Origin of the sequence: Methylophilus sp. 5 (assembly GCF_000515275.1) — a bacterium.
Taxonomy (GTDB): Bacteria; Pseudomonadota; Gammaproteobacteria; order Burkholderiales; family Methylophilaceae; genus Methylophilus.
In genome coordinates, this window is sequence record NZ_KI911560.1 from 2,687,902 (window position 1) to 2,700,757 (window position 12,856).

At 50.2% G+C, this 12,856-nt stretch carries 11 protein-coding genes; 4 read left to right on the top strand and 7 right to left on the bottom strand.

Features of this window, described 5'->3' with window-relative positions:
* Positions 1 to 195 precede the first annotated feature (195 nt).
* Entirely contained in the window at positions 196 to 2,511 is a 2,316-nt protein-coding gene (locus METH5_RS0113095) for a bifunctional diguanylate cyclase/phosphodiesterase (protein WP_029148935.1), read from the top strand.
* On the opposite strand, the gene METH5_RS0113100 is transcribed toward METH5_RS0113095, so the two are convergent.
* The 7 genes from METH5_RS0113100 to flhB are packed head-to-tail and all read right to left on the bottom strand — an operon-like array spanning position 2,508 to position 10,327.
* A complete protein-coding gene (locus METH5_RS0113100; protein WP_029148936.1) occupies positions 2,508 to 3,404 on the bottom strand; it encodes a flagellar motor protein MotB in 897 nt (298 codons plus the stop codon). The genes METH5_RS0113095 and METH5_RS0113100 overlap by 4 nt on opposite strands.
* Positions 3,404 to 4,156 (bottom strand): flagellar motor protein, encoded by a 753-nt coding sequence (locus tag METH5_RS0113105; RefSeq protein ID WP_029148937.1) that lies wholly within the window; start codon positions 4,154 to 4,156, stop codon positions 3,404 to 3,406. Before METH5_RS0113105 ends, METH5_RS0113100 begins: the two co-directional genes overlap by 1 nt.
* Positions 4,156 to 4,890, bottom strand: coding sequence for an RNA polymerase sigma factor FliA (locus METH5_RS0113110; RefSeq protein WP_029148938.1), 735 nt, complete (start codon positions 4,888 to 4,890; stop codon positions 4,156 to 4,158). The genes METH5_RS0113105 and METH5_RS0113110 overlap by 1 nt, the downstream gene beginning before the upstream one ends.
* A gap of 17 nt (positions 4,891 to 4,907) precedes the next feature.
* Complete coding sequence (locus METH5_RS0113115; protein WP_029148939.1) at positions 4,908 to 5,699, bottom strand: hypothetical protein; 792 nt, start codon at positions 5,697 to 5,699, stop codon at positions 4,908 to 4,910.
* On the bottom strand, positions 5,692 to 7,044 hold the full coding sequence (gene flhF / locus METH5_RS0113120; RefSeq protein ID WP_029148940.1) for a flagellar biosynthesis protein FlhF: 1,353 nt from the start codon (positions 7,042 to 7,044) through the stop codon (positions 5,692 to 5,694). The genes METH5_RS0113115 and flhF overlap by 8 nt, the downstream gene beginning before the upstream one ends.
* A gap of 1 nt (position 7,045) precedes the next feature.
* Complete coding sequence (flhA, locus tag METH5_RS0113125; protein WP_029148941.1) at positions 7,046 to 9,133, bottom strand: flagellar biosynthesis protein FlhA; 2,088 nt, start codon at positions 9,131 to 9,133, stop codon at positions 7,046 to 7,048.
* A 21-nt stretch (positions 9,134 to 9,154) separates the two neighbouring features.
* Complete coding sequence (gene flhB / locus METH5_RS0113130; RefSeq protein ID WP_029148942.1) at positions 9,155 to 10,327, bottom strand: flagellar biosynthesis protein FlhB; 1,173 nt, start codon at positions 10,325 to 10,327, stop codon at positions 9,155 to 9,157.
* A gap of 612 nt (positions 10,328 to 10,939) precedes the next feature.
* On the opposite strand from flhB, the gene flhD reads away from it, so the two are divergent.
* The 3 genes from flhD to METH5_RS0113145 are packed head-to-tail and all read left to right on the top strand — an operon-like array spanning position 10,940 to position 12,769.
* Positions 10,940 to 11,260 (top strand): flagellar transcriptional regulator FlhD, encoded by a 321-nt coding sequence (gene flhD / locus METH5_RS0113135; RefSeq protein WP_029148943.1) that lies wholly within the window; start codon positions 10,940 to 10,942, stop codon positions 11,258 to 11,260.
* 41 nt (positions 11,261 to 11,301) lie between these two features.
* Complete coding sequence (flhC, locus tag METH5_RS0113140; RefSeq protein ID WP_029148944.1) at positions 11,302 to 11,868, top strand: flagellar transcriptional regulator FlhC; 567 nt, start codon at positions 11,302 to 11,304, stop codon at positions 11,866 to 11,868.
* A gap of 49 nt (positions 11,869 to 11,917) precedes the next feature.
* Entirely contained in the window at positions 11,918 to 12,769 is an 852-nt protein-coding gene (locus METH5_RS0113145) for a class I SAM-dependent methyltransferase (protein ID WP_232411047.1), read from the top strand.
* The last annotated feature ends 87 nt before the right edge of the window (positions 12,770 to 12,856 follow it).

Here is a 12,856-nt window from a genome sequence, read left to right on the forward strand (position 1 = left end):
TCGTTGTCTGGGCGTGAATTTGTCTTGACACCAATTTGCTTTTTGACACATCATCGTAAATATAAAAGGGAGCAATCCATGTTGTATTGACTCCCAACTAAAATTCTTCGGGGGTGTGTCATCTTAACAACCGACAGGCAGAGGGTGCCTAGTTGTCGGCAGTTAGATTTTGCACTGCGGTTGTGAAAGTATGCGATGTCTATAGTAAATCTCGAGCCCAATGCATTGGCATTGGCATTGGCAGGTCAGCCCTTGAGCGCTTCATGCAGTTTGGAGGCTACAGCGAGTTTGAGCACTTCGATTGACCTGAGTGCTCGTTCTGACTTAAGTCGCGCCTTTGAACAATGGCGCGCGCTGGTCGATGATTCCGGTTTTTATATTGCAGCAGAGACGGATCATCTTGGCAATTGCCAGTCTGTGCTGGTCTGTCATACACTTGAGTCTGGCTGTGACTTGTGGGCCTGCCTGCCACGCATCACACATGCACCGATTCAATCCATCCTCACCCAGCCCTCGCCCGAAATCACTCAGCGTACCATACAGATTGCCTGCCATGATAGCCAGTGCCGCTGGCTGGAATGCAGTGTGCATTATTTTAGCCTGGCCTCAGGCGAGCCACGCAGCCTGTTGCTGGTACGAGAGACGACACATGAGCAACAGGCTCTACTGGTGTTTCAACAAGAGAAGTTACGCGCGATTGCCTATGAGCGCTTCCAGTTTTCAATTCTGGAGTTAATCTTAAAAGAACAAGATGCCGTCAGGATTTTAGAAAAAATGGTGCGTGATATTGAGGCCATGCACGAAGAGGTGTATTGCGCGCTGGTGCTGACGCAAAACCTGGGCAAGCTGGTGCAGACGGTGATTGCGCCCTCGTTGCCGCACGCATTGCTGCAAACATTGCGCCAACTGCATCTGGAGGCGGGCAATGGCTCGCTGGCAACCGCCATCGCGATTAAGCAGCGGGTGATCGTTGAAAATGTGATGACGCATCCTTATTGGGGCAATCATCGTGAGGCAGCATTGGCCTCGGGCGTACAGGCCGGTTGGTCTGAGCCTATTTTAACCGCTGATGGTGAGGTGCTGGGGGCGTTTGCGATCTATTATCGCCAGCCACAAACCCCAAGTGCGCTTGAGCAGTCCATGATCGAGCAAGCAACTAAATTGATGAGCCTGGTGATTGATAGGCACTTGTCACAAGAGTCGATTCAAAGCTTGTCTTACCTGGAACCTGTGACTGGCTTGCCTAATCGCAAAAGGGTATATGAGGTGTTGCAGCAATTGCGCGCGCAGCCTGCAACAGGTGAACATAGGGGCGTGGTGTATATCGACCTCGATCATTTTAAATGGATTAATGAGGCGCATGGCCATGCAGCAGGCAATAGCTTGTTGCAGCAAGTTGCTGAACGCTTGCAAAAAATCGCCGAGCCACACTTTATTGCCTGTATGGGCGGCGACGAGTTTCTGGTGTTGCTTTCCGGCCTCGCCGCATCTTCGGACAAAGCCTTGCAGCAGGTATTGTCCGCGCAGCGTAAACTGCAAAAAGTCTTTGAGCGCCCGTTTAAAATAGGTAGCCAAAAGCTGTCTATTACGGCCAGCATGGGTTTATGCAGCTTTAATGATATCAGCATAGGGGATACCGACTATGTGAAAGCGGCTGATATTGCCATGCATAAAGCCAAGCAGGGCGGGCGCAATCATGCCTGCGTCTATCAGCCAGGCATGCAGACTGAAATTGCGACACAGGTCATGCTTGAAACTGAGTTGCGTGAAGCCATCGTGCAACAACAGCTGCGCTTGCATTACCAAGTGCAGGTGGATCACACCGGTCGGCCATTTGGGGCAGAGGTCTTGTTAAGATGGCTGCATCCGGAACGCGGCTTGATCTCGCCATTGCAATTTATCGCCGTGGCCGAAACCAGCGGCCTGATTATTGAAATCGGTATGTGGGTGCTAGATCAGGCTTGTGCACAGATTGCATTGTGGCAACAATCATTAAACACCCGCGAACTGAGTTTATCCGTCAATATCAGTGCGCGCCAATTTTGCCAGGCCAATTTTGTGGCCATGGTCAAAGCCTGTATTCAGCGCCATCAGATTAATCCGAATGCCTTGCGTTTAGAGCTCACCGAAAGCGTTTTATTGGAAAATGTGGATGATGCAGTGCGCATCATGGCCGAACTCAGCCAATTGGGCATTCAATTTTCGCTCGATGACTTTGGTACTGGCTATTCATCGTTGCAGTATTTGAAAAAGCTACCGTTGTATCAACTCAAAATTGACCGTTCGTTCGTCAATGATATTGTCACCGATAGCCACGATCGCACGATTGTGCGCACCATTATTGCCATGGCACAGAGCATGTACCTCAGCGTGATTGCAGAAGGGGTAGAAACACAAGAGCAGATGGAACTGTTATTGAATAATGGCTGCCGTCGCTATCAAGGCTTTTTGTTTGGCAAACCCATGCCCATAGAGCAGTTTAACGACTGGTTGCAAGGCGCGCTGGTTTAAGGTGCGGTTTCGCTGGACGCTGCTGCTGGCAATGTAGCGGGTACAGCCTCAGCAGGTACAGCCTCAATTGATGGCGCGGCCTCTGCGATTGCGGCGGCGAGTTCTTGCCGGTTGGCAACATTGCTGGTTTGTTGCGCGCTGCTTTCAGCCGTTAACACACGTATCGTCATGCGGGTATTCATCGCTTGCGCCAGCGCGTTGTCACTACTAGAAACTGGTTTGGTCTCTGCCATGCCTATCGCGGTCAATTGTTTACTGGCAATGCCTTGCGCCACCAGGCTGGCAGCAATATGGGCGGCTTGCGCGGCGGTTAATTCCCAGCGTTTGGTGTCGGCATCGGCCTGGCCACTAAATAGCTGTTTATCGCTGTGGCCTTCGACCTGTATGGTGCGATATTCATTTTTAAGTTGTGCACTTAGCGCGCTTAATACGGCTAGCGCTTGCGCGGTATAAGTGGTCTGGTTGTGGTTAAACAGCAGACTGCTTTGAATGTCGACCTCAATGCCTAAGTCAGACTGATACACCGTGATCAGCTTTTGATCAATCCAGGGCGTGAGGGCATTAGCGACTTGCTGGCCGATAGCACGTACCTTTTCCTGGTCGCGCAGCTTTTTCTCTTGATACAAATAGCTTAATGGCAGCGGTTTAAGCACTGCGCTCTGGTTTTGCAAGGTGGCTTGTGTTTGCGCTTCTGGTGCGTCGACCTCACCAGGCTTGCCTTGAAACGCCGTCACCACCGAGCTTGACAGTACACGGTACTTATTCAGGTTAATGGTCGAGGTGGCATACATCACCACAAAAAATGCAAATAGCAGGGTGATAAAGTCGGCGTAAGAAATCAACCAGCGTTCGTGGCTTTCATCGTCTTCATCCAGCTTGCGGCGCCTGTACATTACGACTCCCGCAAATGCAGGTACGACTCAAGGCGCTCGGTGACCAGTTTGGGGTTATCGCCACGGGCAATCGACACCCAGGCATTGAGCAACATCTCGCGCCTGGACATTTCGTGCTGCACATGGCCTTTTAATTTGTTAGAAATCGGCAAAAAAACCAGGTTGGCTAACGCTACGCCGTAAATGGTGGCGACAAAAGCCACCGCAATGCCACTACCGATTTTAGCCGGGTCCGACAGGTTTTCCATGACGTGGATCAGGCCCAATACTGCGCCCAAAATGCCGACGGTTGGTGCATAGCCACCGGCAGCCGACCAGATTTTGGCCGCTTCGCGTTCTTGCAGCTCATAGTAATACATATCAATCGCACACACTTCGCGAATGCGGTCGGCAGGGGTGCCGTCAACCAGCAATTGCAACCCTTTGCGTACAAACGGATCCTGCTCGCGTTTGATGTAGCTCTCCAGCGACAACACGCTTTCTTTGCGTGCCTGCAGGCTCCATTGATTGATTTTAATGGCGAGTTTTTTTCTGTCGTCCTGCGGGTGTACAAACACCAGGCGCAGCATGCGCAAGCCTCTTATAAACAGCTTGAATTCGGTTTGCAACAACACGGCACCCGTGGTGCCTAAAATCACCACCGCAAACGCAGCCGGTTGCATCAGAGAATTAAGACGACCACCGTCAATCACTTGCCCAAATACAAGCCCGGCGAGGGCAATGACAAGCCCGGCGATACTACCCCAATCCATCAGGCCACTCCGGTCCAGGACTTGTCACGCATAGACGCGCGCAAACGGGCTACGGCCTGGCTATGCAGCTGGCAGACACGAGATTCGGAGACACTCATGATGGCGCCGATTTCTTTTAAGTTAAGCTCTTTTTCGTAGTACAAGCCCATCAGCATTTTTTCGCGTTCAGGCAGGTGATCAATCGAGTCAATCAACGCCTCGCGGAAATCACTCTCTAGCAAAGACTTGACCGGATCACTGGTGTCGTCATCGACATAACGGTCGAGAAAGTGCTCGCCACCATCGTCATCCTGAAAGTCTTCGTAGTAAATCAGCTGATGACCCTGGCAATCGCTCAAGACATCATAGTAGTCTTCGAGCGTGAAGTTCATGTGCTTGGCAATTTCAGACTCGGTTGGCGGGCGGCTAAGCTTTTGTTCCAGTTGCTGCACAGCCACTTCGATATCACGCATGTTTTTGCGAATGCCACGTGGCAGCCAGTCGGCACCGCGCAACTCATCCAGCATGGCACCGCGCACGCGCTGTGAGGCGTAGGTTTCAAATTGCGCGCCGTGGTTATCCTCATAGCGCTGAATGGCATCCATCAGGCCTATCATGCCTGCTTGTACCAAGTCATCGAGCTCGACACAGGAGGGCAGCTTGGCTTTTAATTGATAAGCCATTTTTTTGACCAAGCCGCTATGCTGTTTCAGCATCTGATCTGTATTTTGAGTCTTGCCTTTAGCGGTATACATGTTTTTCCTCTTTTACTTTAGGCAACGGCCAGTGATGGCGTGGTAATCCGTTGTTTTTCGAGTCGATGTGCCACTGATTTAAACGCCAACGCCGTCTGTGCAGGCTTGGAAACCTCTGGCTTGCTACGCGCGGTACTGGCTTTGGCTGGTGCGGCTTCTTCTGCCGGCATGGCCCCAATAAAGTCCAGCGTGACGCCCAAAAACTGTTTGCATACCTGGTTCAAACGCATAAAGTATTGTTGACCTTGATCGTTATTCGCCCCTGTGACAACGACACCTAACGGAATCTGACCATGCTGGCGGCTAATGTGCTTGATCGTCACATAGGCGGCTTTAATGGCAGCTTCAGTTCTATCCATTTGAATCACCAGCTCATGCTCGGCGATCAATGGCATGATCAAACTATGGTCTTGCGTATCCAGCTGTGCTTCAATCATGACGGTATCGTAATCGTACGAAAGTTGTTTCACTATACCGTCCAGTTGCGCTTTTAAATCTTGAGATAAAGGCGAGGTTAACAGGTCATTTTCGGTCAAACATGCCAGGTCATAGCCTTGCGGATGTTTGACCATGGCGCGTTTAAGTGCCGTATTGTGCGTCACAATCGACTGCAAAGAGTGTGCAATGGCAGGCTGGCGGTTGGCGTGTATTAACAACAAACGCTGCTCGGGCGCTAGCATACTCAATGCCAGATTGCGCATCCACGGTGTAGCAGGCTGGCCATTGGCGCCAATCACACTAATAATGCGTGCAGAGGTCTTGGCCATGATGCGGCGCAAGCCATCGGCTTGGTCGCGGTAATTAAACATGCTGCTGCTCCTGGCTGGCTGTTTGCATCATGCTAGAAATTACCAGCGGTAACTCTTCATCCAGGTATTGATAAGGCAAGCTGGCCTGATGCGGCGTTAACACGCGTTCGATCAAGGCTTGCTTATCAGCGACTTCAATATCTTCTGGCACGCGCTGGCCGCTCGTCGTGTAGAACAAACGCATACGTTCGCGAATCAATACATCCAGCACATTACCAATGGCAGCAGCTTCATCCAGTTTGGTGACAATACAACCGGCAATATCGTGTTTTTTGTAGCTGCGCATGACGTCGGTCAAGGTGTCGCCAGTCGAGGTCGCATTCAGGCACAACAGTTTCTGTATTGGTGAATCGGCACGACTTAACATCGACAACTGCTCGGTCACGGCCTGGTCACGCTGGCTGACACCCACGGTGTCTACCAGAATCATGTGTTTGTTTTTTAGCTCATTGAGTGCAATTTTCAGATCTTCTTCGTCTTTAACCGCATGCACCATCACGCCTAAAATCTTGCCGTAAATACGCAGTTGTTCGTAACCACCAATCCGGTAGCTATCGGTGGTGATGAGCCCCAGGTTTTGCGTACCATGTTTCATCACATAGCGCGCTGCCAGTTTGGCCGTGGTGGTGGTTTTGCCTACTCCGGTCGGGCCAACCAGCGCATAAATGCCGCCACGGTCGAGCAGCGCGTCTTCGTCATCCAGCGTATGCAGGTTGCGGCTAATCACCTCTTTTGCCCACAGCGGTGCTTTGTGCACATCAATATGCTGTGGCATTTTTTCGGCAATCTGACGTGACAGCGATGCGCTAAAGTTGGCAGAGAGCAGGGTGCTCAGCACTTTTGACTTGGCAGGGCTATGTTGCAAATGATGCTGCCAGGTCATGGCGCTCATCTGGGTTTCAAAATGGCTACGCATCTGACGCATTTCCTGCATCATGCCCATCATTTTGTCTTCCAGCGTTTGTGTCGCCACCTGGTAAGCTTGGCCTTGCTGCTCGCTATGCTGTTTCAGCATGTCCATAATCGCGCCTTCATGCGCGACAGGCTCATCCGCTGCTGGCGTGTGATGTTGCGCGCTGGCGGCAGGCATGGCCGCTTGTGGCGATGCCTGGCGAGGCTGATCCTTTGTCGTGACAAAGTCGAGCAGGCTGCGAGATTGATCCATCCCCATCTCGGTCGTCGTTGCACCGGCTTCGGCGGCAATGTCTGTTTCCAGCATGGCCATGATTTCGGTGCCGCCATTCACGCTGCGGTTCGCAACAATAATGGCATCGTCACCTAATGCCTGTTTGACTTGCGCCAAAGCTTCGCGTGCATTTTTGCCAAAAAATCTTCTGATATTCATATTATTGCGCTCCGATTAAACTGGTGACACGAATGGATTTGTTATCTGGCAGCTCGTCATGTGATAACACTCTGAGATGCGGGACGGTTCTTCTTAAAAATCTGGACAACGCCTGGCGTAGCGGGGCAGCCACCAGCAATACTGGCGTCAGGCCCATTTGCTCTTGCTGTCTGGCGGCGACTTCTGTCTGCTGTGACAATCTCTCGGCAATGCCGGGCTCAATCACGTTCTGGTTAGACTGGTTATTCTGCAAGGCTTGCAGCAACAGTCTTTCTAATTGGCCATCCAGCGTCATGGCGGTGATTTCATTGCTGTAGGGGAACAAGTCTTGCACGATGGCGCGGCCTAACTTGATGCGCACCATAGAGGTCAGGTCATTGGTGTCCTGCGTATATTGTGCATGGTCAGCCAGCGTTTCCAAAATAGAACGCATGTCACGAATATGCACGCCTTCATTCAACAGGTTTTGCAACACTTTTTGCAGGCTGGAGAGCGTAATCATTTTTGGCACGATTTCTTCAATCAACTTGCTGGATTCCTTACCGAGGTGATCCAGCAATTGCTGTACCTCTTGGCGGCCCAGCAGCTCGCCTGCATTCAGCGAAATAATATGGTTAAGGTGCGTGGCAATCACGGTGCCGGCGTCCACCACGGTATAGCCCAGGCCTTGCGCATATTCTTTACGGTCTGGCTCAATCCACACGGCAGGCAAGCCAAAGGCTGGGTCTGTGGTTTTGGCACCGTCTAGTTCGCCAGTGACCGCGCCCGGGTCAATCGCCAGCATCTGGCTGTAGTTAGATTCACCCGTTGCCATTTCGACGCCCTTCATCGTAATGCGATACGCATTCGGTTTCAGGGTCAGGTTGTCGCGAATATGTACAGTCGGGGCCAAAAAGCCGATTTCTTGCGCAAACTTTTTGCGAATGCCTTTAATACGTTTGAGTAGTTCGCCGCCTTGGCCTTTATCTACCAGTGGAATCAATCTATAGCCGACTTCGAGGCCAATGGTGTCAACAGGTAATACGTCATTCCAGGTGGCTTCTTCTGCTTCACTCGCTGGGGCCAGTTTGTCTTCTGGCTGTGGTTCAAGCACGGCTTGTTGTTTGGCTTTTTCCTGCTTTTGTTTCACGTTGTAAGCAATGCCACCCAGTAATGCGCCCAAGCCTAAAAAAGCCAGGTGTGGCATACCAGGAATCAAACCGATGCCGCCAATAATGCCTGCGGTCACCGATAGGACGCGTGGGTTTTCAAACAGTTGGCTAATCAGCTGGCCGCCAATGTCTTCATTGTTGGCCACGCGTGAAACCACCACCCCGGCCGCGATTGAAATCACCAGCGAAGGGATCTGTGCCACCAGGCCGTCACCAATCGCCAGCATGGTGTAGTTTTTCACCGCTTCATCAAAGGCTAAATCGTGCTGCACCATGCCCACAATCAGGCCGCCGACAATGTTAATGATGATAATTAAAATACCGGCAATGGCGTCACCACGCACATATTTACTGGCACCGTCCATCGCGCCGTAAAACTCTGATTCCTGGCCAACTTCTTTACGGCGGCGACGGGCTTCATCTTCACCAATCAGGCCAGCGTTCAAGTCGGCATCAATCGCCATTTGTTTACCTGGCATTGCGTCCAGGGTAAAACGGGCGCCCACTTCAGCAATACGGCCCGCACCTTTGGTGATGACGGTAAAGTTAATAATGGTGAGAATCACAAACACCACGATACCGACTGCGTAGTTGCCGCCGATCAAAAAGTGGCCAAAGGCTTCAATCACTTTACCGGCGGCATCCGGGCCGGCATGGCCCTCTGTTAATACCACTCGGGTCGATGCCACGTTGAGCGCCAGGCGCAGCATGGTGGTCATCAGCAATACGGTAGGAAAAGCAATAAAGTCCAGTGGCTTGGTGGTTTGCAGGCCTATCATCAAGACCAGAATAGACAGTGCAATATTAAAGGTGAAGAACACATCGAGCATGATGGCCGGTAACGGCAGGATCATCATCGCCAGCAGCAAAACAATAATGAGTGGCGCGGCGATTGCTCGTCCGTCCATTTTCCCCATCCATTGTTGCCAATTGTTCATCTTAAGCTCCTAAAACTGCAATTATTCGATCGCTGCCGCGTTTGCTGGCGCAGCAGTCAGTGCATGTGGATCCAGCGCATCTGGCACGGGCACATTGGCTGGCATCACCGGGCGCACGCCACCATGCTGTTTAAACACACGTAGCTGGAACACATAAGCCAGAATTTCAGCCACGGCGGCATAAAGTGTTTGCGGAATTTCATGCTCAAGTTCTGCATGTGCATATAAGGCACGGGCCAGTTTGGGTGACTCCAGTGTCATCACTTCATGTTCCGCTGCAATTTCTCTAATTTTTAGCGCAATCACATCTGCACCTTTAGCCACCACAATCGGTGCGCCGTTTTCACCTTCTTTATAACGTATCGCCACCGCATAGTGGGTTGGGTTAGTGATCACCACATCTGCCTGCGGTACGTTACTCATCATTCTTCTACGCGCCATCTCACGTTGTTGCTGGCGGATACGGCCTTTAATCTCAGGGCTACCTTCAGACTCTTTGGCTTCGTCTTTTAGCTCCTGTTTGGTCATTTTGTGTTTTTGCGCATATTGATAAAGCTGGTAGGGCACATCAATCACCGCAATTAACACCAGGGCAGATGCAATGGTCAGAAAACCGGTCACCATATAATCGCTGATGGTGCTGATGCCGGTTTCCAGTGGCATCTGCGACAAGCTCAGCATTGGCTGCAAATCTTTTTTCACAATGGTGTAGCCCACCGAGGCCACCAAAATTGTTTTGGCCACTGACTTGAGTAGTTCTACCAATGAGTTCTTGGAGAACATGTTGGCCAGGCCCTTCATTGGGTTGAGCTTGCCAAAGTTAGGCACCAATGATTTTTGTGATACGACCCAGCCACCGACCAGAATCGGCGAGGCGACGGCCACTGACACAATAATCACCGCCAGCGGCAAAAATCCCCATAACGCCTGCTCGACCACTTTCATCGTATGCACAATCAGCAACTGCGGCTCAAATGCCATCGCGTGGTCTATGCTCAAGCCTTGTCTTAATACATTCTTCATGGCTTCGCCCATTGGGCGGCTTAGCATCATGATCGCCATGCCAGTGGTAAACAGCACCGCACACGCAGCCAGTTCGCGTGAGCGCGGAACATCGCCGTCTTCGCGTGCCTTCTCCAATCGCTTGGGGGACGCGTCCTCGGTTTTTTCCATATCGCTGTCTTCAGCTGCCATGTCCTAAACTCTCTCGTTTGCCGGATACAACACACACGTTGTATTTCTTGTGAGTGATTATTGGCTAGAAAAAGGCTTTTTTATAGTTGGAATAAAAGGGCTTATTGACCGCTTTCTATCAGTTGCGGCTTGTTGCTTGTTAAGAAGTGCAAAACTAAAAATTATTTATTTATATAAAACAAATACTTAATTAAATAATTAACTTTTTTTGAGCAGGCGACCTAAAGTTTTAGTTTGTGCTGTCGTTAACCGGGATAGCACAAATAGTTTTTATGAAGGCCTTAAACGCAGACTAAACACGCAAAAAACAGTTGTTTACGGAATACAACAAGAAAACTTTAATTATTTATTGAATTGGATTGATAGCAATGCTGCCAACATAGACTTGAAATTGTTGTGATGTAACATAAAATTTACGCCATAAGTTATTGATATTTATAGAAATGGTGATTGCCACGTAGGGGTTTGTAAGACAAACACCTACGTGGCTGTTTTCGTCTGTCTTACAAAAGAAACCGACAAACCCTGATTGTTGCTATTCATGATTACGCGCAAAGTACGCCTAACGCTCAGGCGGACTTAAATTAACGCTAAAAAAACGGAGAAAAGATCATGAACATGCAAAACGATTTACTCGCTGAAATCAAGGATGCCAATCTGAACTATCTGATGTTGGCACAACAACTGATCCGCGCTGACAAAGCCACTGCCATTTTTCGCCTTGGTATTAATAAGGAAATCGCAGATTTGCTGGAAAGCCTGACCAACCTGCAGTTACTCAAACTCTGTAATACCAATATGTTGCTGACTCGCTTCCGTTTTGATGACAGCGAAATCCTCGGCATGTTGACCAGCTACTCCAAAGATCCGGCCCAAGCGCATCTGCATACTGCAGTATTGATGTCTGCCCAGGCTGCAGAGTCAACAATCTAGACATTTCCATCTGGCGATAAAAAAGAGAAAAGAGGGTTATCATGCAAAAGAAGAGTGTAGTTAACGAAGCAGAACAAATTCAACTGGCAATGAAAATGATTGAGCTGGGCGCACGCCTGCAATTGCTAGAGTCTCAAACTACTTTGTCACGTGAGCGTTTGATCAAGCTGTACAAAGAGATGAAAGGGGTTTCTCCACCCAAAGGCATGTTGCCATTCTCAACCGACTGGTTTTTGACCTGGCAGCCAAACATTCACTCCTCTATTTTCTACAATATCTATCGCTTTATGGTGGATTATGCTGGCGTAGACGGTATTCAGGCCATTATCAAAGCCTATACGCTCTACATGCAGCAAGTACAACACCCGGATGCTGCACAACAAGATGATCCAGTCTTGTCACTGACACGCGCCTGGACACTGGTTCGTTTTATTGAAAGCAAAATGCTGACAACGAAAGTCTGTCATTGCTGCGGCGGCCAATACATCGTGAACAGCTACGATTTAAACCAAAACTATGTGTGCAACCTGTGCCACGTGCCTTCACGTGCCGGTAAAACCAAAAAAGCCAAAGAACTCAGCTACAAACTGGTGTCGATGACAGCTTAACTGGTTGCAAGCAGGGGATGATGATCACCTGTGAGATGAAGGATTTAGCATGCACTCTATAAAATTGCCGGCAGAGGCGTTACCATCGCAAGCATGGATGCAGCGTCTCTTGCCCAAACGATTATGGTGTCAGGCATTGCTGATCCAGTGTGTGAGTATACTGTTGATGACGAGCCTGGCGTCTGGCGTGATCAACAGTGTATTTGCGTTTGAACTGAGTCGTTTAGGCGTTGCGTTCGACTCTATATGGTTCTGGTTATTGCCGCATATATGCGTGGTGAGTGTGCTGGCAAAAGCCGTGCGCATGCCGGTCTGGTGGCGCTGGATCCACCTTATATTTCCACTCGCGGTTGTGTTCATGCAGCAAGTTGCCTTGCCTGCCAGTGTTTACTTTGCAGGCTTTGTCATTACGCTGGCCCTTTACTGGTCAGTGCACAATACGCGCGTCCCGTTTTATCCATCTTTTCCTGCCACCTGGCGTGCTTTGCAGCGCATCCTTGAACAACATGCCGGTGACCAGTCGCTCAAAGTGCTGGATATTGGCAGCGGCATTGGCGATATTGCCATGTTTTTAGCTAAACAGCGTATTCATGACGACGTGTCCGGTATCGAAATTGCACCCTTGCCGTGGGCGGTGAGCGCCGTGCGCGCGGTGTTTTCCGGCACCAGTGTCAAATTTACCCTGGGTGATTATCGTGGTATTGATTTTGCCAGTTTAGACGTGATCTTTGCTTATCTGTCGCCTGCCGTCATGCCCGATGTCTGGCAAAAAGTGCAACAGGAAATGCGGCCAGGCAGCTTGTTCGTCACCTCCGAGTTTCCGGTGCCAGACAGTCATGCCGACCATATTGTGTTTCCGAGCGCCCATTCGCCTGCTTTATACGTCTACCTCAAAAAATAGTTTAATTAAACTTTACATCGCGGGTGATGTACATGCACCACGCATTTCTGTTTTGATATCAACACCGTCCTGTCATGTGAGATGGCA